A 25806-nucleotide genomic window follows, 5' to 3' on the forward strand; every position below is an offset into this window, starting at 1 on the left:
GCACGTTGCCGGCATTCGCAGTCTTCGCGGCGCCATGCGGCTACTTCTTCTCTGCCTTGTCGCGATTCTGGCGCCCATGAGCGCCTTTGCGGTCAACCCGGACGAAGTCCTTTCCGATCCAGCCTTGGAGGCACGGGCGCGCACGATCTCGGCCGAATTGCGATGCATGGTCTGCCAGAACCAATCCATCGATGATTCCAATGCCGATCTCGCGCGTGACCTGCGCTTGCTAGTGCGCAAGCGCCTCACCGACGGCGACACCGATCAGCAGGTGTTTGATTACATCGTCTCCCGCTATGGCGAGTTCGTGCTGCTCAAGCCGCGCCTGAGCGGGAAGACATACATCCTCTGGGGAGCGCCGATTGCGCTCTTCGTAGCAGGTGGACTGGCCCTTGCCGTCTATGCGCGTCGTCGTACCGGCAAGCCCACCGGTAGCCCATTAAGCGCCGATGAAGAAGCGCAGTTGAAAGACATCCTGGGAAAGTGACGCGACTGTCATCTTCCGTCGTCACATTGCAACGATTTCCTTACATTACGAATTTTTCATGGGCCGGACAGTTCGTTGTAAGGTGCCGTGCCCTATATCAGTATCACAATGAACCACAGCCGGTTCTGCCGGCCCAATCCGACGAGAAAAGAGAAGGTAACTCGCATATGTTCAGGAATATCAAGGACACCTTGTCCCGCAGCACTGCTATGAAGGCTTCCGTCGTCGCCGGCCTCGCTGTTGCTGCCCTGGCTACGGGTGTTCCGGCCGTCGTCACCGGCGCCTATGCCGATGCCGTCAACGTTCAGGCGCCGCAGGTTCCGAGCTTCGCCAATGTGGTAGACGCCGTATCGCCGGCCGTCGTTTCGGTTCGCGTCGAATCCCGTGTCAATCCGGTTGCCGATGACGACGATTCCTTCGGTCTCGGCCGCGGCTTCGATGATCTTCCGGACGATCACCCGCTGAAGAAGTTCTTCCGCCAGTTCGAGCAGCAGCAGGGTCGCGGTCAGCAGCATGGCCAGAACCAACAGAAGAATTCCGATGACAAGGGCCGCCTGCGTCCGGTCGCTCAAGGATCCGGCTTCTTCGTCTCCGAAGACGGATACATTGTCACCAACAATCACGTCGTTTCCGACGGTGCCGCTTTCGTCGTTGTCCTCAATGACGGCACCGAGCTCGACGCCAAGCTCGTCGGCAAGGATAGCCGCACCGACCTGGCAGTCCTTAAGGTCGATCCCAAGGGCAAGAAGTTCACCTATGTCGGCTGGGCCGATGATTCCAAGGTCCGCGTTGGCGATTGGGTCGTTGCTGTCGGTAATCCCTTCGGCCTCGGCGGCACGGTCACCGCCGGTATCGTCTCGGCTCGCGGCCGCGACATTCATTCTGGCCCCTATGACGATTACATCCAGATCGATGCGCCGGTGAACAAGGGCAACTCGGGTGGCCCGACCTTCAATCTCAACGGCCAGGTGGTAGGCATCAACACCGCGATCTTCTCGCAGTCGGGCGGCAGCGTCGGCATCGCCTTCGCAATCCCGGCGACGACCGCCAAGGACGTCGTGACCGACCTGATCAAGACCGGCACGGTTTCACGCGGCTGGCTCGGCGTTCAGATCCAGCCCGTCACCAAGGACATCGCCGAATCCCTTGGGTTGTCCGAAGCAAGCGGCGCTCTGGTCGTCTCCCCGCAGGATGGCTCGCCTGGCCAGAAGGCCGGCATCAAGAATGGCGATGTCGTCACGGCGGTCAATGGCGATCCGGTCAAGGACCCGCGCGATCTCGCTCGTCGCATCGGGGCCATGCAGCCGGGCTCCAAGGTTGAGGTTTCGCTGTGGCGCGGCGGCAAGTCGCAGTCGGTCACGGTCGAACTCGGCACATTGCCTGCCGATCAGAACCAGGCTTCCAATGACGACTCGCAGCCGGATCAGCAGCCGCAGCAGCCGTCCTCCGAGAAGGCGCTGGCTGACCTCGGCCTCACCGTCGGCCCTTCCGACGATGGCAAGGGTGTCGCGATCACTGCGGTCGATCCCGACTCCGATGCCGCCGACAAGGGCGTGAAGGAGGGCGAGAAGATCACCTCGGTCAACAACCAGCAGGTCTCGAACGCCGGCGACATCGCCAAGGTTATCGAGCAGGCGAAGAAGGATGGCCGCACGCGCGCCCTGTTCCAGATTCAGTCCGGCAATGGCAGCCGCTTCGTCGCTCTCCCGATCAATGCCGGTTGATCCTTTAAGCGAATGAAATGAATCAGGAAGCCGCGCAGGCCACGGCTTGCGCGGCTTCCTTTTTACAACATGTCAAAGATGACTGGCTCCAAGGCAGGTGAAAGATGACAACCGCTAGCCAACATGCCGTGAATTCTCCTGATTCTGGTTGTGCCGAGGCTGCGTCGGCAGGTAATGTCGCTCATATGAAGATTCTGATCATCGAAGACGATCTCGAAGCGGCGGCTTATCTCACCAAGGCGTTTCGCGAGGCCGGCATCATTGCCGATCACGCGAGCGACGGCGAGAGCGGGCTCTTCATGGCCACCGAAAACACCTACGATGTCGCCATCATCGACCGCATGCTGCCGCGCCGCGATGGCCTCTCCGTCATCAGCGAATTACGTCGCAAGGGCGTTCATACGCCTGTTCTGATTCTCTCCGCACTCGGCCAGGTCGATGACCGCGTCACCGGCCTGCGCGCCGGCGGCGACGATTACCTGCCCAAGCCCTATGCCTTCAGCGAGCTTCTGGCACGCGTCGAAGTGCTTGGCCGCCGCAAGGGAACGCCGGAACAGGATGTTCTTTATCGCGTCGGCGATCTGGAACTGGATCGCCTCTCGCACGAGGTGCGCCGCGGCGGCAAGGAAATCCTGCTGCAGCCGCGTGAATTCCGCCTGCTGGAATATCTGATGAAGAATGCCGGCCAGGTCGTCACGCGCACCATGCTGCTGGAAAATGTCTGGGATTATCATTTCGATCCCCAGACGAACGTCATCGACGTCCATGTCTCGCGCCTGCGCTCCAAGATCGAGAAGGATTTCAGCCAGCCGCTGCTGAAGACCATTCGTGGCGCCGGATACATGATCAAGGACGAGGGATGAGCCGCTTCCGCGTCCTCTTCAAGTCTACCGCAGTCCGACTTTCAGCCCTCTACATCCTTCTTTTCTCGCTTTGCGCCGCGACGCTGGTCTTCTATGTCACGGCCATGTCCGAACGGCTGCTGACGGGACAGATCCGCGATGCCGTTCAACAGGAGGTCAGCCAGGTCAAGCGCGCCTACGACATCGGCGGTCTGAACCTGCTTCTGCGCACCATGGAGCGCCGCGCCCGCCAGCCGGGTGCCAATCTCTATGTCATTGCCGGGCCATCGGGCGATATCCTGGCCGGCAACGTCGCCTCCGTACAGCCCGGTGTGCTCGGCGCCGCTGGTTGGACGGAGCTGCCCTTTTCCTACGAGCGCTACACCGACGCCTCCAACGATCCGGAGCGCCGGCATCTGGCGATTGCCAACATTTTCATTCTCGACAATGGCTTGCGCATCCTGATCGGCCGCGACCTCGGCGAGCCCGAGCGCTTCCGCGTGCTGGTGCGCCAGGCGCTGATGCTGGCGCTGGCGATCATGGGCCTCGGCGCACTGGTCATCTGGTTCGGTATCGGCCGCAACGCATTGAAACGCATCGACCGGATGACGGATGCAAGCCGCAAGATCATGGCGGGCGATCTCTCGCAACGACTGCCGGTCGGTGGTTCCGGCGATGAGTTCGACCGCATGTCCGCTTCGCTGAATGCGATGCTCGAGCGCATCGAGAAGCTGAACGAAGGGCTGCGGCAGGTCTCCGACAATATCGCTCATGACCTCAAGACGCCGCTGACGCGCTTACGCAACAAGGCGGCCGACGCGCTCGACAGTGCCGACAGCGAGGGTCGTCGTGTCGCCCTTGAGGGCATTATCGGCGAATCCGATCAGCTGATCCGCACCTTCAATGCCCTTCTGATGATTTCCCGCGTCGAGGCGGGGTCGGTGGCGGCGGAAATGACTGAAGTCGATCTCTCTTCCATCGTCGCCGATACCGCCGAACTCTATGAGCCGGTCGCAGAAGAGGCGGGTCTGACGCTGACGGCCGATATCGAGCCGAATGTCGAAATTCAGGGCAATCGCGAGCTGATCGGTCAGGCACTCTTCAATCTCATCGACAATGCCCTCAAATATGCGACGGGCTGCAATGGCGAGCAGACGATCACCTTCAAGCTGGCGCGCACCAACGACGCCGTGACGCTCGCGGTCGCAGATCATGGGCCAGGCATTCCCGCCCATCAACGTGCCGATGTGGTCAAGCGTTTCTTCCGTCTGGACGAAAGCCGCTCTAAGCCGGGAACAGGCCTCGGCCTTGCACTGGTGGAGGCTGTCATGGAGCTGCATGGTGGCCGGCTTGAGCTTTCCCATACGGTCCCCGACAGTCCCGACGCCAAGGGATTAACGGTCACCATGATCTTCCCCATGCAGAAACAATAGGTTAATCCTGCACTGGAGCCGGATGATTTTAGGTCGAAACGACCTAAAATCTGAATCCGCTCTGGCGTCAAAGAAGTAGAGCATGATGTTGCCCGAAAACCGCTCATTCTTTCGGCATCATGCTCTATCCGCTTGCTGTTGGGGAGAACTGCATGACGACGCAAAGCGATTTGCTACGGGATGTTCCGGCCGGGCGGTTGCGGCCGCTGAACCAGACGGAGACGAAATCTGCGCTTGCCGATCTCAAGCAGATCGCCGGAACGGAGCCGGTCGTTGCCGATCTCCTTGCGGGCGAGAGTGCGTTGCGGGATTTCATCGTCGCTGCTCTGACCCTGTCCCCTCATTTGCGCGAAATCGTCAATCTCGAACCGTCGCTCCTCGTCGCCGCGATCGAGAAGCCGCTGTCGCCACAGATCGAAGGACTGGTGGAAGAGGCTCGCCGTGCCTGGCTGCCTGCGGATGGGGAAGGTGCCTCTCCTCCTGAATCTGACGTAATGAGCCGTCTGCGCATTGCCAAACGCCGTGCAGCCTTCCTCGTTGCCCTTGCCGATCTCGCGCGCATCTATGACGGCAGGGTGACGACACGCTGGTTGAGCAGGCTTGCGGAAGCCTCCATCTCAGCAGCGATCGATCACCTGTTGCTGTCGTCGCACGACGCCGGCAAGATCGTGGTTCCAGATCCCGCCGCCCCGAGCCGGAAATCCGGGTTGATCGTCCTCGGCATGGGCAAGCTCGGCGCCGAAGAGCTGAACTATTCCTCCGATATCGATCTGGTCGTCTTCTTTGACGAGACGGCAGGCATCGTGCCCGATCCCGATGATGCCATCGACATCTTCCCGCGGCTGATGCGCCGGCTGGTGCGCATCCTGCAGGAGCGCACGGCAGATGGCTATGTCTTCCGCACCGATCTTCGCCTGCGTCCCGATCCAGGCTCGACGCCGCTCGCGATCCCTGTGGACGCTGCGATGATCTATTACGAGGGCAGGGGGCAGAACTGGGAGCGCGCCGCCTTCATCAAGGCGCGCCCCGTCGCCGGCGATATCGCTGCCGGTCAGGCTTTCATCCGCGATCTCGTGCCCTTCGTCTTCCGCAAATATCTGGATTACGCCGCGATATCAGATATCCACTCCATCAAGCGGCAGATCCACGCGCATAAGGGACACGGCGCCATCGCGGTTAAAGGCCATAACGTCAAGCTTGGCCGCGGCGGCATTCGCGAGATTGAGTTCTTCGTGCAGACGCAGCAGCTGATTGCTGGCGGTCGTATGCCGTCTCTGCGCAGCCGATCGACGGAGGAGACGCTTTTCGAACTGACCGAGGCGAAGTGGATCGATGCGGAAACGCGCGATGAACTGGTGACGGCCTATTGGTTCCTGCGCGACGTCGAGCATCGCATCCAGATGGTACGCGACGAGCAGACGCATCTGCTGCCGGAAACCGATGCCGAACTCCGGCGCATCGCCTACATGATGGGTTTTGCCGACGTGTCGGCTTTTTCCGAAGCGCTCGTGACGACGCTGAAAACCGTCGAGCGCCGCTATGCGCGCCTGTTCGAACAGGAAACCAAGCTGTCGAGCGAAACCGGCAATCTAGTCTTTACCGGCCAGGGCGATGATCCCGATACCCTGGAGACGCTACGCCGCCTCGGCTTCGATCGTCCGTCTGACATCGCCAACGTCATCCGCACCTGGCACTACGGCCGATATCGCGCGACGCAATCGGTAGAGGCGCGCGAACGGTTGACGGAACTGACGCCGGAGCTGTTGCGCGTCTTCGGCGAAAGCAAGCGTGCCGACAAGGCTTTGTTGCGCTTCGACAGCTTTATCTCCGGCCTGCCGGCAGGCATCCAGCTCTTCTCGCTGCTCGGGACCAATCCGGCGCTCCTTTCGCTCATCGTCAACATCATGTCGTCGGCGCCACGCCTTGCCGAGATCATCGCAGCCAAGCCGCATGTCTTTGACGGCATGCTGGATCCAAGGCTCATGGCGGAATTGCCGACGCGCGACTATCTCGCCGAGCGCCTCCAGAGCTTCCTTGCCCCGGCAAGGCATTATGAAGAGACGCTCGATCTCTTGCGCATCTTTGCCTCCGAACAGCGCTTCCTGATCGGCATTCGCCTGTTGACGGGCGCAATCGGTGGGGTCATGGCGGCCCGCGCCTTTACTTATCTGGCCGATCTCATCGTCGAGGCGGCATTGGACGCCGTCATGAAGGAAATCCGGGCGGCGCATGGGGAATATTCGGGCGGCCGCGTTGCCATCGTCGGAATGGGTAAGCTCGGCAGTTTCGAACTCTCGGCCGGTTCCGACATCGATATCATCCTGCTTTACGATTACGACGACGCAGCCGGTGAATCCGATGGTCCGAAGCCGCTCGATGCCACGCGCTATTTCACACGTATCACGCAGCGCCTGATCGCGGCCCTCTCTGCACCGACGGCCGAGGGCGTGCTCTATGAGGTGGACATGCGCTTGCGTCCCTCCGGCAACAAGGGGCCGGTCGCCACGCGCATCAATTCCTTCGAGAAGTACCAGCGCGAGGAAGCCTGGACTTGGGAGCATATGGCGCTGTCCCGGTCTCGCCTGATCTGTGGCGACGAGGAATTGGTGAACGATGCGGAGCGCATCATCGGCGAGGTTCTTTCGACGAAGAGAGATGTCGCCAAGATCGCTAGGGATGTGCGCGAGATGCGCGCCCTGATCGAACAGGAAAAGCCGCCGGAAAGCATCTGGGATCTGAAGCTGATCCCGGGCGGCCTAATCGATATCGAATTCATCGCGCAATATTTGCGGCTGACCGCGTCGGTCCGCGGCGTCGGCATCGATGCAAACGGCCTCAGCACGGCCGAAGCGTTGAAACTGCTCGGTGGCAGTCTGATGGATCGCAACGATCTCGACGTTTGCCTGGAGGCCCTGCAGCTCTATACGGAAGTGTCACAGCTGATCCGCCTTTGCATCGACGGCACGTTCGATCCGAAAAATACGCCTTCCGGCTTGATCGAGCTGGTCTGCCGCGCCGGTGATTGCCCGGATATCCGCACGCTGGAAGCGGAGCTGAAACGCTTGTCGAAGGCGGTGCGAAAGGTATTTCAGGCGACGGTCGCAAGCTGATCAGTTCTGATCCGGGATGCGGATTGCGATCACCGTGCCGATGCCTTCGCGCGAGCGGATGCGCATGCGGCCGTGATGCAACGCAGTCAGCGATCTGGAAATAGCAAGCCCCAGGCCCGAGCCTCCCTTGCTCTTCGCATATTGGCTTTGCACCTGTTCGAAGGGCTGGCCGATCTTGCTGAGCGCCGATTTCGGAATGCCGATGCCGGTATCGGCGATGACGAGCATGACGGCATCGTCGACCCTGCGTGTACGGACCGCGATGCGGCCGCCGTCATTGGTGAATTTCACCGCGTTGGAGAGCAGGTTGAGTACGATCTGCTTCATCGCCCGCCGGTCGACATTGAGCTTGATCTCGGAGGAAATATCCTGCTCAACGAGAATATTCTTCTGTGCGGCCGGAATGCGGGTGAAGCGCAGGCATTCCTCGATGAGCGGTGCGAGATTGATCCGCTCGCAGGAGAGCTTCATGTGCCCGGCTTCGATCTTGGACATGTCGAGAATGTCGTTGATGACGTTGAGCAGATGCTTGCCGCTGTCGTGAATGTCCTTGGCATATTCGTTGTAGCGCGTGGAGCCGAGCGGGCCGAACATCTGATCCTGCAGGATTTCCGAGAAGCCGAGAATGGCGTTGAGCGGCGTGCGCAGCTCATGCGACATGTTGGCGAGGAATTCCGATTTGGCCCTGTTGGCGGCTTCAGCGCGCTCCTTCTCGGCGAGATAGTTGGCGTTGGCGGTTGAAAGCTCCGCCTTCTGCTTCTCCAGGATCTGCCGCGATGCGGAGAGATCATTGATCGTCGCCATCAGCCGGCGCTCGGAGTCGCGAAGGCGCTCCTGATTGCGCTTGAGCTGTGTGATGTCGGTGCCGACGGAGACAAGGCCGCCGTCGCGGGTGCGCCGTTCGTTGATCTGCAGCCATCGCTCGTCGGCGAGCTGCACCTCCGTCGTCTGCGAATGATTGGAGCGGCCGGGATCGACGATGCGGCGCTCGATGACCGGTCGTGCTGCAGCGGCATTGACGACGGCGCGCTCGGTGCCGGGAACGAGTACATTGTCGGGCAGGCCATAGGCCTGCTGGAAATGAGCATTGCACATGACCAAGCGATCGTTCTTGTCCCACAGCACGAAGGCTTCAGAGGTGCATTCGATGGCATCGGCCAGCCGCTGGTCGGCCTCGGCATAGCGCTGCGCCAGCCGGTGCTGTTCGGTCACGTCCATCGCGATGCCGATCATGTGGACGCGGCCGGAATTGGTGCGGATCACCTGGGCGCGGGCGCGCATCCAGACGTAATGTCCCTTGGCGTGGCGGATGCGCAGGATTTGGTCCACCTGGCCGGCATTGCCGCGGGTGACGGTGCGGGCAAGCATATGCAGGCTGTTGTCGTCCGGATGCATCAGCCGCGCCGCATCCGTAAAGGCGAGTGGCTTGTCGGCGACCGGCAGCCCGAGCATGTCGTACATCGACCGCGACCAGAAAAACTGGCGGCTGGTGAAATCGAAATCCCAGAGGCCGCAGCGTCCGCGCGACAGTGCGGTCTCGACCCGCAGGTTGGATTCGAGGAAGATCTCGTCGGCGTCCCGGGCGCGTTTCACCTGCGTATAATAGGCGTAGAGGATGACGAGCAGGATGGAGGATATACCGGCAAACAGCGTGACATTGAGCGTCAGCTCGTCGCGCCAGAGCTTGTCGATTTGATCCATAGAGGCGGCCGACAGAATGAAATCACCCTTGTCGCCGATCAGGGAAATGGCTGCGTAGTAGGGCTCGCCGCCGATCATGGTTTCGATCACATCGGCATGGTCGCCAAAACTGCGGATGGCCGTCACTTCCGGAAAGAAATCGGAGACAAGCATGCCGATATAGCCAGAGCCGGCGGCCGACGAGCCGAACACCCGGCCGCTCGCCTGCACCAACAGGACGAAGGCGCCGGCGTCCAGTCGATCCTGCGGCAGATAAGAGGCCAGCCTCCGTTCTGCGCCGCTGCGGTCCCCGGCCTGGAACAGGCTGGCGTCATTCGAAAAGGCGGCAGATGCGGCGGCGATAGAAAGAGAGGTGGTGCGGCGGGCGGAGGCCGCCATGCGGCTATGTTCCGTGATCATGCCAAAAAAATGCGAGGCGGCAACGACCATCAGGAAGGAAACGATGAGGACGGGAATGATGCGCTTGAGAATATGCTCCGTCTGCGGAAAACGACGCGAAATCGTCTCCATTCGCACTCCGGTTCGATCGGTAACGCCGCTATGCCAGGATTTCAGACCGTCGAAATTCACACGCAGCCGTCCATCGGCCGCGGTTGCCCGCCGCACGTCCACCATCGCTTTAGCCTTGTCCCTCGTGTGATTCGCTGCGCCGCTCGCCCGAATCTGCCCTAATGAATCATTCGTGATTCGGCTTGTCCAGAGGGTGCGGTAAAACTTTCTTAACCATCTGCGATTTCAGCATATTTTACACACGCAGCGGTAAGTTGCACCCATTCGGGACTCGTTGAAGCTGAAAAGGGCAATGCAAATCAGCCTTTGAAATCGGCGCACCCGGCGATCGAAATCACTCCTTGAGGATACGCTCGACAATATCGCGCACGTCGGTCGAAAGACCGCCTGCGCGCTCGATCCGCATCAGCGCCGAGCGGGCATGGTCGGCCCGCACTGGCTCCAGCAGGCGCCAGGAACGCATCGAAGTCAGGATGCGGGCCGCAAGCTGCGGGTTGCGCTGATCGATCTCGAGGATTTCGTCGGCCAGGAAATTGTATCCGGCGCCGTCGGCTCGGCCGAAACCCGTGGGATTTGCAAAGGCAAAAGTGCCGATAAGCGAGCGGACGCGATTGGGATTGGTGCGCTTGAAGAGCGGCGTTTCCATGAGCAGTCGGATGCGCTCCAGCGCCCTAGTGCCGGGAATTGCAGCCTGAATGGCGAACCATTTGTCGATGACGAGCGCATTGTCCGCGAAGCGGTTACGGAAATGCGCAAGCGCTGCCGCCGTCTCCGGCGTGTCGGGGAACCGCTGGGCGAGAATGGTCAGTGCCGCGCTGAGATCGGTCATATTGTTGGCGTCATCATAGGCGGCCTTCGCTCTCGCGGGCGTCTCGTCCAGCTGTGACAGGTAGCCTAGTGCCGCGTTGCGCAGGGCACGGCGCCCGGCGCTTGCCGCGTCGGGGCTGAACGCTCCCGGCGTCTGCATGGCATCATATAGCGCGGTAAAGACGTCCTTTCCGGCCTCGGCGACCCGCTTGATGATCGTCTGGCGCGCCACATGGATAGCATCGGGATCATTGTTGCCGCCAAGCTCGCGGGCGATGTCGGATTCACTCGGGAGGGCGAGCGCCTGAGCGCGGAAAGCCGGCTCCAGGCTTTCGTCGGCCGCGGCCGCCAGCAGGGCGTCGGTGAAGGCCGGATCACAGGTGATCTCGACGCCCTGGCGTGCATCGCGGGCGGCTTGCAGGAGGTTCGGCAGGCCGAGGTCGATCAGCGCCTGCCAACGGGCGAAATGATCAGTCTCGTGACGGGCGATCAGAGCGAGATCGCCGGCACTCTGGCTGAACTGCAGGTTGATCGGCGTCGAGAAGCTGCGATTGAGTGACAGAACCGGCCGCCGGGGAATGCCGTGGAATGTCACCGTTTGCGTCTGCTTCTTCAGGTGCAATACGTCGCCGGTCAGCTCGGCTCCTGTGACGGATGCCGGCGTAATGATGGCACCGTCTTCGGCGAGCAAGCCCATGCGCAACGGAATATGCATCGGCTTCTTCACGGTTTGGCCCGGCGTTGCCGGCACCATCTGCTCGAGCGAGAGGGTGAATGTCTTGGCATCGGCGTCATAAGCGCCAGATGCGGTGACGAGGGGCGTACCGGCCTGATGGTACCACAGCGAGAACTGCGTGAGATCGCGGCCGCTGACATCTTCGAAGCATTTGACGAAATCTTCGATCGTCACCGCCTGTCCGTCATGCCGATCAAAATAGAGGTCCATGCCTTTCTTGAAGAGATCGCGGCCGAGCAGTGTCGCGATCATGCGTGTGACCTCGCTGCCCTTCTCATAGACAGTCGTCGTATAGAAGTTGTTGATTTCCCGGTATGTCGTCGGCCGCACCGGATGGGCAAGCGGGCCGCTGTCCTCAGGAAATTGTTCCGATTTCAGGTGACGAACTTCGGCAATGCGCTTGACAGGACGCGAGCGCTGGTCGGCGGAGAATTCGTGATCGCGATAGACGGTCAGGCCTTCCTTGAGGCAGAGCTGAAACCAGTCACGGCAGGTGATGCGGTTGCCAGTCCAGTTGTGGAAATATTCGTGCGCGATGATGGCTTCGATATTGGCATAGTCGGCATCGGTCGCCGTCTCGGGATCGGCTAGAACATATTTGTCGTTGAAGACGTTGAGACCCTTGTTCTCCATCGCCCCCATATTGAAGTCCGATACGGCGACGATCATGAAGATGTCGAGATCGTATTCGCGGCCGAACCGCTCTTCGTCCCACTTCATCGAGCGCTTCAGCGCATCCATGGCGTAGGTCGCACGCGGCTCCTTGCCGTGCTCGACATAGATCTTCAGAGCGACCTCACGGCCGGACATTGTGGTGAACGTGTCCTCGACGACACCAAGATCGCCGGCAACGAGCGCGAATAGATAGCTCGGCTTCGGATGCGGATCGAACCAGGCGGCGAAATGCCTGCCTTCGCCATAGCCGGCGCCGCCGAGGAAATTGCCGTTCGACAGCAGCAGCGGATTGGCGGCCTTGTCGGCGATGATGTTGACCGTATAGGGGGCGAGAACATCCGGCCGGTCGGGGAAATAGGTGATGCGGCGGAAGCCTTCGGCCTCGCACTGCGTGCAATAAATGCCGCCGGTGCGGTAGAGGCCCATCAGCTGGGTGTTGGCTTCCGGGTTGATGACGGTCGTGATCGTCAGCTCGAAAGGCGTGCTTTCCGGCAGATCGCGAACCGTGAGGCTCTCGGGCGTGGTGTCATATTGCGCGGCAGGCAGCTCCGCCTGATCGAGCAGCAGGCCGGAGAGGACCAGCTCATCGCCATCCAGCACCAGCGGTGCCTTGGGATCGATACCTTCGCGGCGATGGAAGATGAGCCGCGCCTCCACCTTGGTCTCGGTCGGATGCAGATCGAAGGTGAGGTCCACGCGTTCCAGAACGAAGTCGGTGGGACGATAATCTGCCAGATTGACGATCTGGCCGGTGTCTGTGCGCATGGTCTATCCTGATCAGGCTATGCTGTGGCGGGCACAGTCCGAAGCCCTCCTCCGGACTGAAGTGCCGCATCATTACACCGAAATCTGAACCAAAGTTAAAGTCATATCGCAATGCCGATATGTTTTGTTATGGCACAATAAGTATTCGCTCGCCGGGCCGCTCTCGATTCAGCTATTCGAATAAAAAGTGGCAGCTCTACGCCTGCATTTGCAGACCGGCAGTACAATTGCTACCATAACGTTCAGGTGGATCATCATGACTGCATTGCTGTTAGATGCGCGCCGTTACGGTCGGGAAACAATAATTTAAAGTAAATTATTTGTTTAACCCCTTGCGATATAAGAGCACTTGCATAACTATAGCATGCTATTAGATGTCGGAATTATGATCGATTCCGATGATTTCGTTCACAAAAATGAAACATCCACTTTCTGTTGCTTTTTAAGAAGGGCACCCAGGAGGCCCGATTGAGTTTTCCCATCGAGCAACTTGCTCGTCATCCCAAGTTCGTAGCATCCTTGAGCTTTCTCTCCGAGACATTGCGTAACCGTTATGACAACGCCCCGAGGGTTGCGCGCATGCTTGCGTCACATCAGCGCTGGCTTCTGACCCAGGCCGCTTATGCGCTTCATCTCGAATATGATCCGGGGATTCCGGGCTCGGGACTGACCGTCGTTGCCCTGCGCAATCTCATCACGCATTACCGCATCGCCAGCCGCAACACGGTCCTGAGTTTTGTCGAGGAATTACTGACCTACCGCTTCCTGGAGTTGGCTCCCGGACCCGCCCGCCGTCCCCGCCGCTACGTGCCGACGGAAATCAGCTACACGGGCATGTTCGGCTGGTATCTCGCCAATCTGGCCGCGCTCGATCTCCTTGACGAGGGTAGCCGCGCAGCTGCGCTGGTCGCTTCGCCGATGCTGATGGATTTGGCACAGCCGCGTATGACCCGCAGTTGTCTGGCGGCCGACACCTGGCGCGAACCGCCGGAAAGCGTTGGCCTATTTCTCTGGACGGAATCCGGCGGTCTTGTCGTCGATCATATCGTGTCCAGGCTGGATCTCAATGGACAAGTCGGCGATCGAATCGATATCGGCCATGTCGACGCCCGCGCTCTGGCGGCACATTTCATGATATCGCGCACCCATTTGCAGCGTATCCTGCGCAAATCTGCCGACCGGGGAGACATCGGCTGGCATGACGAACCCAAGAAGACGCGTATGTGGATATCGCGCAATTTTCTCGATCAGTATTGCGGATGGCAGGCCGTAAAATTGGCGGCGGTCGATGAGGCTTTCGCCTGGGCGCGGTCCGCCTAGAGTGCAAGGACTCTCGGCTCCGCCCGCAAAAGCTCAAAGCGGAATGCTGGTCGCGACGATCCGGGCAGCGCTTGTGCTGCGGCACTCGTCCTTGTGAAAATTGCGTGCGCGCTCGAATTCCTCGGCGGCCCGCACCGCAGAGCCGATATGGCCGACGGAATCGAGCAGAGCGACGAATGAACGCAAACCTGAAGACATGATGGAAATCCTGATATTTGAACGTTACGCTGGACCGCCCGGCAATTCGCGCCCGCAGGTCAGCAGGCGCGGAAATCGGCGAAAATGGCCGTCGGGCGGCTGATGCGGGCGGAGATGCCGGTGCCTCGTGCGGTCATCTGCTCATTGGCAGCAATGCCGAGATTGCGATGGCCGTTTATGGCGCGCACAGGCTCAATGGCGCGGCGCAGGGTGTCAAACCCGCAGTGAATAGGGCGAAAACGTGCAGTCATTGCCTTGGTTCCTTTCGAATTCCTCCCAAGACAAGCTTTATATTGCAGTGCAACATAGATTCTGCAACGCACAGCAAAAGAAGACTGACATGCAAAAAATGCATAACTTGTGTCATTCTTCGTTAATGGCTGTCGAAATTAGCCTAATATTTCAGCGGCGACATAATTCTTGAAGGCTAGAAGATCGCTCCAGGCCAGACGTTTATTGATCGGCGCGGTCAGCAGTTCCTGCGGATGCAGGCTGGCGATAGCGGGGACGGTTCGGCCGAGAATGCTGATTTCCCGCCACTGTCCGCGCAATCCATGGATGGTTTCGCCGCCGCCGAAAAAGTGGCGGGCGGTGAAATTACCGAGCAGCAGCAGAGCCTTCGGTTCGGCAAGCGCAATCTGCCGTTCTATGAACGGACGACATATCTCGATTTCCGCCGGAGAAGGGGCGCGATTGCCCGGCGGCCGCCACGGAATGACGTTGGTGAGCAGGATCTCATCGCGCTGCAGGCCGATGGCGGCGAGCATCCTGTCGAGTAACTGTCCCGCGCGGCCGGCAAACGGCGCCCCCTCGCGATCATCGTCGGCGCTCGGCATTGGCCCGATCACCATGATCCGGCCCTCCGGCGTGCCGCTCGCGAAGATCGTCGAACGAGCGCTGTTCTTGAGATTGCAGCCATTGAAGGCTTCGATCGCAGTCTTCAACTCACCGAGAGAACGCGCACTTTCGGCCGCGAATCGGGCCTGCTCCACGGCTTGCTCGTCGGGAATGGCCGGCGTGGCGCGCGGCGCTGTTACCGTAGCAGGAGGTGTCGCCCGCTTTGCGGCGGGGCGACGCTCGGGCTGTGACCGTGTGGCAGGTGCGGGTGCTGGTGCTTCGGCCCGTGGCTGCGTTGCGCGCGAGCCCTGCCGCGCGGCGCGCATCGCCTCGAATTCGGCAAACCGATCCACCGACTCGTCTTCCAGTAGCCAATCAACGCCGGCATCCGCATGGAAATGCAGAAGGGCGGCAAGCTCGGCCGGTGTGAGGTCGTTGGCGGAAATCATGCGCGAACTCTATCCAAAGCGGCGCAGGAACGAAAGGGCAGGGAACGGCGCGATCTCACGCCGTCCACTGGGCGATATCGTCGCGCTCGCCGATCAGGGCCAGACCATGGGCGATGGACAGCAATTCGCCGCCCGTCTCGATCCGCTCCTGGCCGAAGCGTTCCGTAAAGATTCGCCGCACAGCCGGCACGAAGGAGGTGCCGCCCGTCAGGAACACCTTGTCGATCGCATCGGGCGAGGTGTTCGTCGTTGTCAGCACGTCATCCAGCGCTCCTTCGATACGGGCAAGGTCTTCCGCAATCCACGTCTCGAAATCGGCGCGGCGAACACGCTTGCGGCCGGCCTTGCCGAGCGGCGGGAAGTTGAATTCGGCCTCTTCCTCGCTCGAAAGCGCCATCTTCGTCGCCGATACGGCCTGATAGAGCGGATAGCCTTCGTCATGCTCGACGAGCTCGATGAAGGTCTCCAGCTTCTCCGGCTCCAGGCTGCTGCGCACCAGCGTCTTCAGGTCGGCATATTCGCGCGAGGTCTTGAAGATCGAAAGCTGGTTCCAGCGGCCGAAATTGGCGTAGTAGGAGGTCGGCACTTCCAAAAGCTTGTCGAAGCTCTTGAAGAAGCTGCCCTTGCCGATGGCCGGCGAGACGATGTTGTCGATCATCCGGAAATCGAAATGATCGCCGGCGATGCCGACGCCGGAATGGCCGATAGGCGTCGCCGTCAACTTTCCGCCGTGGGTCTCAAAGCGGATGAGCGAATAGTCGGTCGTGCCGCCGCCGAAGTCGGCCACCAGCACGGTCGCATCCTTCTTCAGGTGTTGGGCGAAATAGAAGGCCGCCGCCACAGGTTCGTAAACGTAATGGATTTCCGGAAAGCCGAACCGGGCGAGCGCGGCATTGTAGCGCTCGGTGGCAAGGGCAGGGTTCGGATTGGCGCCGGCAAAATGCACCGGTCGGCCGGTGACGATGCGTGAAACATTCTCCGGCCATCCCTCTCCGGCGTAGGCGCGCAGGCGACGCACGAAGATCTCCATCAGATCCTCGAAGCTGTGGCGCTTGGCGAAGATCAGCGTGCCCTGGAAAAGCGCGCTCGCCGCAAAAGTCTTGATCGACTGCAGGAAGCGACAGTCGCCGGGATTGTCGATGAACTGCCGGATCGCCGCATGGCCGGCCTCGACCTTGAGCGCGGCCGCACCCAGCCCCGGATCCTTCATGAAGGAGAGCGCAGTACGCATGCTGTCGGCCGTGCCGGCCGTGCTGTTGAAGGCGACCGATTGTGTCGCAGGTCCATCGGCCATCGCCAGAACCGTGTTCGTCGTGCCGAAGTCGAAACCAAGCGCCCGAGCCATGCCCGCACTCCTTTCCGTCGAAATTGTCTGGATTGGGGCCAAGCCCCTGATGGGACGCATGACGCGCCCTGCCGCAAAGAGGGCGCGTCATGACATGGCTGGACGTCAAGTTCAAGACGGAGAGGTGCTTTTATTTTTGCTCGCCATGGCATTCGCCGACAGTATTTCACCAGCGATGCGTTTCGGTTGCTTGAAAAGGAATGGGCGCCTTTCGGCGCCCGTTTTCGTCATTCCGCGGCAATCGCCGACGGCGGTTCCTTCTGGTGCGGGTCGTCGTCCTTGCGCCGGCCGAAACGACCGAGGAAGTCGCTCAGGCGGTTCATCTCAAGGAAGATGACCGGCGTGATGAACAGGGTCAGAAGCTGCGAAACCACCAAGCCGCCAACCACAGCGATGCCGAGCGGCTGGCGCAGCTCGGAGCTTGCGCCGCTGCCGACCGCGATCGGCAGCGCGCCGAGCAGGGCGCAGAAGGTGGTCATCATGATCGGGCGGAAACGGCGTACGCAGGCTTCGTGGATCGCTTCCGCCGGCGACATGCCGGTACTCGAGCGCAGCGTTTCCAGCGCCACGTCGATCATCATGATCGCGTTTTTCTTGACGATACCGATCAGCATCAGCAAGCCGATGAGCGCGATGACCGACAGGTCGAAGCCGAAGAGCTTCAGGGCGAGCAGGGCGCCGAGAGCGGCGGCCGGCAAACCGGAGAGAATGGTCAGCGGGTGGATGAAGCTCTCATAGAGAACGCCGAGAACCACATAGATCGTCAACACCGCAGCGAGGATCAGATAGGGCGTGCTGCCCTGCGATTGCTGGAATATCTGCGCCGTGCCGCCGTAGGACGTGAAGATATCCGCCGGCATGTTGATGTCCTTCTTGATCTGTTCGATCTGTGCCGTGGCGTCGCCAAGCGCTTCGCCGGCCGGCAGGTTGAAGGATACCGTGGTCGAGACGAGCTGACCGGTCTGGTTGATGGTCACCGGACCGGTATTGCGCTCGATGTGCGCGAAGGCCGACAATGGAACCTGCTGGCCGCTCGAGGATGTCACATGGATACGCGACAGTTTCTGGTCGTCCCAAGGCTGATTTGCATCATATTCGATGATCACGTCGTAGCTGTCGCCGGTGGACTGGATCTGTGCGGCGGCGTAGTCGCTGAAGGCCTCTTCAAGCGTGGTGCGCAGCAGGTTGTTGTTGATGCCATAGGCGGCGGCTTTCTCGGTATCGACCACGATATTGGCCTGCAGCGCATTGTATTGCGCGTCGGTGGTCACGTCGGTGAAGCGTGGATCCTTTCGCATCTCCTGCAGCATCTTGTTGGCCCACTGGTTCGTCAGATCAGCGTTGAGCGCCTGGATGACGAGCTGATACTGGCTAGCGGTCTGGCGGCCGCCGAAACGAAGGCTTTGCTGAGGGTTGATGAAGACCTGAATGCCTGGGATTTTGGCGACGGCGGCGCGCAATTCGCGCAGCGTCTGGTCAAGCGGTTCGCGATCCTTCTTGTCCTTCAACTGGGCATAGATCGTACCGTTGTTGAGTGTCTGACGCGCGCTTGCGCCGACAACCGACATCACGTGCTCGACGGCAGGATTCGCCTTGATTGCGGCAGCGGCCTGGTTCTGCAGGTCACGCATCGCCGGATAGGAAATATCCTGGCGGGCGCGCGTTGAAATTTGCAGCCGCCCGATGTCTTCCTGCGGGAAGAAGCTGGCTGGCAGTGTCAGGAAGAGGTAGGCCGAGAGCGCGACCGAAGCAAGGAAGCTTCCAAGCACGATATAGCGATGGCGAATACACCATTCCACGCCCTTGCCGTAGTTGACCTCGGTCCAGTTGAAGCTCTTGTTGAAGAGGCGCACCGGCAGGGGAGGGTGGCTGTGAGCGCTGGAGAGACGCGAACCGAGCATCGGCGTGACGGTCAGCGAGACGACCGCGGACGATACGATGGCGATTGCCACGACCATCCCGAATTCGTTGAAGATACGGCCAACGACGCCGCCCATCAGCAGGATAGGGATGAACACGGCGATGAGCGAGACCGACATCGAGATAATCGTATAGCTGACTTCGGCCGCGCCCTGGATAGCCGCCTGCCGCACAGGCATGCCTTCTTCCATATGCCGTAGAATGTTCTCCAGCATGACAATGGCGTCGTCCACCACGAGGCCCACCGCGATCGTCAATCCGAGCAGCGAGATATTGTCGACGCTATAGCCGAGCACGTACATCATCCCGAAAGTTGATATCAGCGAAAGAGGCACGGCGAGGCCGGGGATAATCGTTGCTGTCACGTGGCCCGTGAACAGGTAGATGACGAGAACGACGAGACCGATGGTCAGCAGCAACGTAAACTTGACGTCCGAGATGGCCTCGCGGATTGGCTGGGCCGAGTCGTTCATAACGGTCATTTTGACGGAAGCCGGCATTTCGGCCTGCAGCTTCGGCAGCGTCTTGTTGACGGCATCGACGACGTCAACCGTGTTGGCATCGGGCTGGCGTTGAATAGCCAGAATGATCGCTCGCTGGCCATCATACCAGCTACCGATATTCTGGTTTTCCACGCTGTCCTGCACGTCGGCGACGTCGCCGAGGTGAATTGGCTTGCCGTTGGGATTGGCAATCACAAGCGTGCGAAACTCGTCGGCGTTGACGCGCTGCGTATCCGCATTGATCGTCATGCTCTGCGCCGCGTCTTGCAACGTGCCGACCGGGACCTGGTTGTTGGCGTTGACAACGGCTGTGTTGACCGTGTCGATACCGATGCCGCGATCCAGAAGCTTGTTCGGATCGACGTCGATACGCACCGCGTAGGTCTGCGCCCCGTTTACGGTCACTTCAGCGACGCCAGGCAGTGTCGAGATCGATGGAGAGATGATGTTCTCGGCGATATCGTCGAGCTTGCTGCGCTGCAAGGTGTCGCTTTGTACGGCGATCAGCATGACGGGCGCGTCGGCTGGATTGGTCTTCCTGTAGCTTGGCGGGGTGGTCAGGTTGTTGGGAAGTTTTCTTTGTGCGGTCGAAATCGCCGCCTGCACGTCACCGGCGGCCGCGTCGATGTTGCGGTCGAGATTGAACTGCAGCACGATGCTGGTATTGCCAAGCGAGTTTGTAGAAGAAATTTCGCTGATGCCGGGGATCGTCTCGAACTGCTTGATTAGCGGCGTGGCGACCGATGTCGCCATTGTCTGTGGTGAGGCGCCTGTCAGCTGGGCCGAGACGTTGATCGTCGGGAAATCCACCTGCGGCACTGCTGCGACGGGGATCAGCTGATAGCCGGCGAGACCGGCAAGCACCACGCCGATCGCGAGAAGCGTGGTCGCGACCGGACGCTGGATACAGAAGGTCGGGATCATTGTTGCGCTCCAACTGCGATGGTTTCGGTTTTTCCATCATCGGCCGAAGCCACCTTCTCGTTTGGATTGTCGCTGAACTGTTCCTTGACCTCGGTGCCGTTGTTCAGTTGCGACTGGCCCTCGACAACGACATGATCGCCGACCGAAAGGCCTGTGGCGACGGCTGTGCGACCGCCATTGGCGCGAGCAATTGTCACCGGCGTGATCTTGACCTTGTTGTCCTTCACCACAAAGGCGATATAGCCGTCCGGCCCGGGGCTGACGGCAACGGTCGGCACGACGATAAGCTGCTCGTTGTCGGCGAAGTGAACCATAACATTCGCGGAGCGTCCCGGCCACAAGGCACCGTTGGCGTTTTCGAAGGTTGCCTTCACGGCGATCGTTCCGGAAGCCTGGTCGACTGTGTTGTCGTAAAAGGTGATCGTTCCGGTGCGAGGCTTGCCCTGTGCGGAACGGGGAACGGTGGTGACGTGGACGGGACCCGCGGCCAGCTGTTCCTGCAGTTCCCGCAGATTGTTTTCCTGCATAGTAAACTTGATATATGCCGGATCATATTTGCTGATCGTCACGATTGGCGTGCCGGCGCTGACATAAGCACCCAGGCTCAATTGAACATCGCCAAGCCGGCCATCATAGGGTGCCCGTATGTCGGTATTTCCGAGCAGGACCTGATCGGAGGCAAGCTGTGCCTGGTCCGCGCTGAGCGTCGCAATGGCGGAGTCGCGGGTCGCACGCGCTTCATCGGCAGTCGCCTGAGTGCCGGCGCTGCTCGTAAGCAAGCTATTGGCACGGGTCAGCGCGGTTTCCGCCTGGGCAAGGTTTGCCTGGTCTTTCGCAATGTTCGCCTGGTCCTTGTTGACGGCAGCCTGCGCCGTGCGCGGATCAAGCTTTGCGATCAGGTCGCCGGCTTTGACCGTCGCACCGTCTTTTACCGCGATCTGGGTGATCAGCCCGGCTTCCTGTGCGGCAATCGTCGTTGAATCGATCGGCACGACCCAGCCGGTCGCGGGAACGTCCATGGGGAGCGAAGTTTTGACGGCAGCAACGGTCTTTACCGCGATTGGGCCGGCCTGACGCTTGCCGCCGGCCTGCGCCGCCTTGCCGGCATCTTTGGTTTCTGCAGAGGCTTGATCGACAAATGCGGAAAGGAAAGGAATACGGTCGCGATAGCCCCATACGGCAAGGGCTGCGACGACAAGAAGGCCGAGGGGAAGCCAGAATTTTTTCATACTTAAAGAACCGGTCGGGGCTTGTTGCAGGAGGCGCAGTGACGTTGAAGTGTATTTATTGCGTCGCACAACAAAGACGAGCTTGGCCGCAATCCATACATCGCTGTTACCGCTAACGTTCGGTAATTCTGTCCCTTTAACGCGAATTCATGAACGCTGATGCTGTGGAATCTACCACAATTCCGGACGACGAAAAATTAAAGCTTGGAAAGCTTTGGAATTGTTTCTGTTTGTGCGGTGCAGCAAACGGTCAAATGACTATTTTTTGATTGCCGTTATGTAATAATCGGTCGGCAAAACAGCTTCAGGCGGTATTTATAGTGTAAAGATGTGCTGCAGCGTGCATAGGAGCGTTGCTGCAGCTCACGGAATTGTGTTGTCAGGCCCTGTTGCAAGGGCCTGCACTCTGTTTGCCGGTAGCGACCTCAAAGGGAGCGAGCAGCTCCCCCATCGCAGCGGACCATGGTGCCCGTGACGTAGCTCGCCGGTTGGCTGCAAAGGAAGGCGGCGGTGGCGGCGAATTCCTCGACACGGCCGTAGCGGCCGGCGGGGATGCGCTGTTGGCGCTCGGCGCTGACCTCGTCGAGGCTTCTGCCGCCGCGTTTCGCCGTGGCCGAATCGAGCTCCGCCAGCCGGTCGGTCGCGATGCTGCCTGGCAGAAGCATGTTCACGGTAATGCCGTGGGTCGCCACTTCGCTGGCCAGCGTCTTGCTCCAGCCCACAAGCGCCGGGCGCAGCGTGTTGGAAAGCGCAAGATTAGGAATGGGCTCGATGACGCCGGAGGAGGCGACGGTGAGGATGCGTCCCCATCCCTGTACCTTCATCTCAGGCAAGAGCGCATTGGTGAGGGTAATGATCCGCGACACCATGGAGATGAAATAGGTCTCCAGCCGGTCGGCCGTCATATCTTCCGTCGTCCCCAGAGTCGGGCCCCCGCTATTGTTGACGAGGATGTCGATGCCGCCGAGCTTCTCGGTCGTAGCCTTGGTGACGACCTCAACGAAGCTCTCGTCGTTGAGGTCGGCCCAGATCCAGTCGGCGCGGCCGTTGCCCTCGGCATTGATGGCCTTGCAATTGTTTTCGAGCCTGTCACCGCTACGACCGCAGAGCAGAACGTTCACGCCCTCGCGGGCGAGCGCCACGGCGATGCCATGGCCCAGCCCCTTCGATGAGGCGAGCACCAGTGCGCGCTTCCCGCCAATACGAAGATCCATCTTGATCACCCTTCATGCTATTTGGATTGTCTGACTGGCATTTATAGAGGGCCATCGGGCGACTATGGAAGGTGCGCTTCACAACTGACGGCAAATACCATCAGAATATTGACGTTAACGTAAGGGTCATTTAACTTGTTTTACGTGTTGGGCAAATTGGGGGATTGCCTGTCGCTTCCCGGCTCGACAATCCCCTCCCATTTTGACAAGAGATAACCGAAACGGGGAAGACGCCCAAGGGGACAAGGCTGCGATCCGATGATCGGACGCTGGCCAAGCGGAGAAGATGAATGACTGACGCGCACGAGCTGCCGGAACGCGAGAGCATGGAATTCGACGTTGTGATTGTCGGCGCAGGTCCAGCGGGCCTGTCGGCTGCGATCCGGCTGAAGCAGATCAATCCTGATCTGACCGTCGTCGTGCTCGAGAAGGGGGCCGAGGTTGGCGCGCATATCCTGTCGGGCGCCGTCGTCGATCCGATCGGCATCGACCGCCTGCTGCCGGGCTGGCGTGACGAGGAAGGGCATCCCTTCAAGACCAAAGTCACGAGCGACCACTTCCTGTTCTTAGGGCCTGCCGGCTCCGTCCGCCTGCCGAATTTCCTGATGCCGCCGCTGATGAACAATCACGGCAACTATATCGTCTCGCTCGGCAATGTCTGTCGCTGGCTGGCCGAGAAGGCCGAAGCCCTCGGCGTCGAGATCTATCCCGGCTTTGCCGCGACTGAAGTGCTCTATAATGACGAGGGCGCCGTCATCGGCGTCGCGACCGGCGACATGGGCATCGAGAAGAACGGCGAACCCGGCCCGAATTATACCCGCGGCATGGCGCTGCTCGGCAAATATGTGCTTATCGGCGAGGGCGTGCGCGGCTCGCTCGCAAAGCAGCTCATTGCCAAGTTCGATCTGTCGCGCGATAGCGACGTTCCGAAGTTCGGCATCGGCATCAAGGAGCTCTGGGAGGTCAAGCGCGAAAACCATAAGAAAGGCCTCGTGCAGCACTCTTTCGGCTGGCCTCTCGGCATGAAGACGGGCGGCGGTTCCTTCCTCTATCATTTGGAAGACAATCTGGTCGCCGTCGGCTTCGTCGTGCACCTGAACTACAAGAACCCCTATCTCTATCCGTTCGAGGAATTCCAGCGCTTCAAGACGCATCCGGCGATCCGCGGCACTTTCGAAGGCGGCAAGCGCATTTCCTATGGCGCCCGTGCCATCACCGAGGGCGGCTGGCAGTCTGTGCCGAAGCTCACCTTCCCGGGCGGCGCGCTGATCGGCTGCTCCGCCGGCTTCGTCAACGTGCCGCGCATCAAGGGCAGCCACAATGCGGTGCTGTCGGGCATGCTGGCGGCAGACAAGATCGCCGCGGCGATCGCTGCCGGCCGCGGCAATGACGAAGTGATCGAGATCGAGAATGAATGGCGCTCTTCGGATATCGGCAAGGATCTGAAGCGCGTCCGGAACGTCAAGCCGCTGTGGTCGAAGTTCGGCACGGCGATTGGCGTGGCGCTCGGCGGCCTCGACATGTGGACGAACCAGCTATTCGGCTTCTCGTTCTTTGGCACGCTGAAGCATGGCAAGACGGATGCCGCCTCGCTGGAGCCGGCCGCCCAGCATCAGAAGATCGACTATCCGAAGCCGGATGGCGTCCTGACCTTCGACCGTCTTTCCTCAGTGTTCCTGTCGAACACCAACCACGAGGAAGATCAACCGGTGCATCTGCAGGTCAGGGATATGGCACTGCAGGTGTCGTCGGAACATGATGTCTTTGCTGGTCCATCGACACGCTACTGTCCGGCCGGCGTCTATGAATGGGTCGAGAAGGATGGCAAGGATACCTTCGTCATCAACGCCCAGAACTGCGTCCACTGCAAGACCTGCGACATCAAGGACCCCAACCAGAACATCAACTGGGTGCCGCCGCAGGGGGGCGAAGGACCGGTCTATCCGAATATGTGAGATGCGATGACGGAGATCGAACAAGGCGCATGGACGATCCGTTCGGCCAGGGCCGACGAACTGCATCTGCTCGCCGCCATCGAGATCGATGCCTTCTGGGCTCTGCATGAGGCCGGCGCGGTCGCTTGCGAGCCGACGTCGCTGCCGCTTGACGTGTTGGAGCAATCCCTTGCGAAAGGCTTGCTGTTCGTTGCCGTCGACGGCATGGATCAGCCATTCGGTTTCGTGGCCGGCCTTCTCAAAGATGGCTCGGTCCATATCGCCGAACTCGATGTGGTCAGGCGTTGGCAGAAGCGAGGCGTCGGGCGCCGGCTGATGAAGACTGCGATTGAAGCGGCCAGACTTCAAGGTGCTGAGGGTGTAACGCTCACGACAGACCGGCAGGTGGCTTTCAACGCGCCATTCTATACCTCAGTGGGGTTTCAAATCCTCGATGACGAAGAAAGGCCAGCCGTTCTCACGCAGATCCTGGAGAATGAATTGGCCCACGGCGCCGATCCGGCCAGACGTGTAGCCATGGCGCTGCGCTTCTGAATTATAGCGGCGCGGCAATTCCGAGGTTTTCGGCGACACGTTGCAGCCGCTTGTCTCGCGTCCAGAGATAGGTTCCAGGCGCCAGTATTGTCGCGGCCGCGAGATGAGCATCGATATAGCCGATTCCCGTACCCTGCAGTTTGTTGCTTCGGATGAAATAAAGAACGTCCTCATCCGAGGTTCTCGCAATCGGGGGCAGTCGGCGGAGGCTTCCCATTATGAGATCATATTGCCGCAGATTTCCAAGGCCGATCTCACCGACGACGAAAGGATGAACGACGACCTGCTTTTGCTCCAGCAGAGATTGGAGCCGCGCCTCCGGCTTATGAAAGTGATCGATCCAGATCGACGTATCGACCAGGATCATTCGACGCCAAACTGGCGACGAGGGGGAGCTGTGATATTCGGTTCGGTGCCGCCGAGACGTATCAGGGTTTTGGCGGCTTCCCGTTCCACAAGCGCTTTCAACGCTTCACGCAGGATCGCCGAGGTCTCGGCGAGACCGGTAACCTCGCGTGCATCCGCAAGCAACTTATCGTCGATGGCTACGGTGGTGCGCATTGATATCTCCGTTGTCATCAAAACTAG

At 60.2% G+C, this 25806-nt stretch carries 19 protein-coding genes; 8 read left to right on the top strand and 11 right to left on the bottom strand.

Annotated features, from left to right (window positions below):
• Positions 1-34: 34 nt before the first annotated feature.
• From PH558_RS17135 to PH558_RS17155, 5 genes are all read left to right on the top strand, one after another.
• Positions 35-487 (top strand): cytochrome c-type biogenesis protein, encoded by a 453-nt coding sequence (locus tag PH558_RS17135; RefSeq protein WP_285206023.1) that lies wholly within the window; start codon positions 35-37, stop codon positions 485-487.
• A gap of 167 nt (positions 488-654) precedes the next feature.
• Positions 655-2211 (top strand): Do family serine endopeptidase, encoded by a 1557-nt coding sequence (locus PH558_RS17140; RefSeq protein ID WP_095434309.1) that lies wholly within the window; start codon positions 655-657, stop codon positions 2209-2211.
• A gap of 104 nt (positions 2212-2315) precedes the next feature.
• Complete coding sequence (locus PH558_RS17145) at positions 2316-3074, top strand: response regulator transcription factor (RefSeq protein ID WP_374815905.1); 759 nt, start codon at positions 2316-2318, stop codon at positions 3072-3074.
• A complete protein-coding gene (locus PH558_RS17150; protein WP_095434310.1) occupies positions 3071-4486 on the top strand; it encodes a sensor histidine kinase in 1416 nt (471 codons plus the stop codon). The genes PH558_RS17145 and PH558_RS17150 overlap by 4 nt, the downstream gene beginning before the upstream one ends.
• 152 nt (positions 4487-4638) lie before the next feature.
• Positions 4639-7596 carry a bifunctional [glutamine synthetase] adenylyltransferase/[glutamine synthetase]-adenylyl-L-tyrosine phosphorylase gene (locus tag PH558_RS17155; RefSeq protein ID WP_285205702.1) on the top strand — a complete coding sequence of 986 codons (2958 nt, stop codon included), beginning with the start codon at positions 4639-4641 and terminating at the stop codon, positions 7594-7596.
• Here the strand turns inward: PH558_RS17155 and PH558_RS17160 are convergent, their stop codons facing one another.
• Positions 7597-9912 (bottom strand): PAS domain-containing sensor histidine kinase, encoded by a 2316-nt coding sequence (locus PH558_RS17160; protein ID WP_285205703.1) that lies wholly within the window; start codon positions 9910-9912, stop codon positions 7597-7599.
• 229 nt (positions 9913-10141) lie between these two features.
• Entirely contained in the window at positions 10142-12790 is a 2649-nt protein-coding gene (pepN, locus tag PH558_RS17165) for an aminopeptidase N (RefSeq protein ID WP_285205704.1), read from the bottom strand.
• A gap of 468 nt (positions 12791-13258) precedes the next feature.
• Here pepN and PH558_RS17170 point away from each other — a divergent pair, with 468 nt between their 5' ends.
• Positions 13259-14110, top strand: a complete 852-nt coding sequence (locus PH558_RS17170) for a hypothetical protein (RefSeq protein WP_285205706.1) — start codon at positions 13259-13261, stop codon at positions 14108-14110.
• A 33-nt stretch (positions 14111-14143) separates the two neighbouring features.
• Here the strand turns inward: PH558_RS17170 and PH558_RS17175 are convergent, their stop codons facing one another.
• From PH558_RS17175 to PH558_RS17205, 7 genes are all read right to left on the bottom strand, one after another.
• Complete coding sequence (locus PH558_RS17175) at positions 14144-14308, bottom strand: hypothetical protein (protein WP_285205707.1); 165 nt, start codon at positions 14306-14308, stop codon at positions 14144-14146.
• Between the two features lie 59 nt (positions 14309-14367).
• Complete coding sequence (locus PH558_RS17180; protein WP_092710297.1) at positions 14368-14559, bottom strand: hypothetical protein; 192 nt, start codon at positions 14557-14559, stop codon at positions 14368-14370.
• A gap of 138 nt (positions 14560-14697) precedes the next feature.
• Complete coding sequence (locus tag PH558_RS17185) at positions 14698-15594, bottom strand: uracil-DNA glycosylase (RefSeq protein WP_285205708.1); 897 nt, start codon at positions 15592-15594, stop codon at positions 14698-14700.
• A gap of 55 nt (positions 15595-15649) precedes the next feature.
• Positions 15650-16939, bottom strand: coding sequence for an Hsp70 family protein (locus PH558_RS17190; protein ID WP_285205711.1), 1290 nt, complete (start codon positions 16937-16939; stop codon positions 15650-15652).
• A 227-nt stretch (positions 16940-17166) separates the two neighbouring features.
• Positions 17167-20286, bottom strand: a complete 3120-nt coding sequence (locus PH558_RS17195) for an efflux RND transporter permease subunit (RefSeq protein WP_285205712.1) — start codon at positions 20284-20286, stop codon at positions 17167-17169.
• On the bottom strand, positions 20283-21515 hold the full coding sequence (locus PH558_RS17200) for an efflux RND transporter periplasmic adaptor subunit (protein WP_095434319.1): 1233 nt from the start codon (positions 21513-21515) through the stop codon (positions 20283-20285). Before PH558_RS17200 ends, PH558_RS17195 begins: the two co-directional genes overlap by 4 nt.
• A 425-nt stretch (positions 21516-21940) precedes the next feature.
• The gene (locus PH558_RS17205) at positions 21941-22729 is read right to left on the bottom strand and encodes an SDR family oxidoreductase (RefSeq protein ID WP_285205713.1); all 789 of its coding nucleotides are present in this window, start codon (positions 22727-22729) and stop codon (positions 21941-21943) included.
• Positions 22730-23019: 290 nt separating this feature from the next.
• On the opposite strand from PH558_RS17205, the gene PH558_RS17210 reads away from it, so the two are divergent.
• Positions 23020-24684: an electron transfer flavoprotein-ubiquinone oxidoreductase gene (locus PH558_RS17210; RefSeq protein ID WP_285205717.1), complete on the top strand. Its 1665-nt coding sequence runs from the start codon at positions 23020-23022 to the stop codon at positions 24682-24684.
• 6 nt (positions 24685-24690) lie between these two features.
• Positions 24691-25218, top strand: a complete 528-nt coding sequence (locus PH558_RS17215; RefSeq protein WP_285205718.1) for a GNAT family N-acetyltransferase — start codon at positions 24691-24693, stop codon at positions 25216-25218.
• A 1-nt stretch (position 25219) separates the two neighbouring features.
• Here the strand turns inward: PH558_RS17215 and PH558_RS17220 are convergent, their stop codons facing one another.
• Positions 25220-25585 (bottom strand): type II toxin-antitoxin system VapC family toxin, encoded by a 366-nt coding sequence (locus PH558_RS17220; RefSeq protein ID WP_285205720.1) that lies wholly within the window; start codon positions 25583-25585, stop codon positions 25220-25222.
• A complete protein-coding gene (locus tag PH558_RS17225) occupies positions 25582-25779 on the bottom strand; it encodes a type II toxin-antitoxin system VapB family antitoxin (protein WP_069616104.1) in 198 nt (65 codons plus the stop codon). The genes PH558_RS17220 and PH558_RS17225 overlap by 4 nt, the downstream gene beginning before the upstream one ends.
• Between the last annotated feature and the right edge of the window lie 27 nt (positions 25780-25806).

Origin of the sequence: Rhizobium pantanalense (assembly GCF_030182525.1) — a bacterium.
In the GTDB taxonomy this organism is placed as follows: Bacteria; Pseudomonadota; Alphaproteobacteria; order Rhizobiales; family Rhizobiaceae; genus Rhizobium.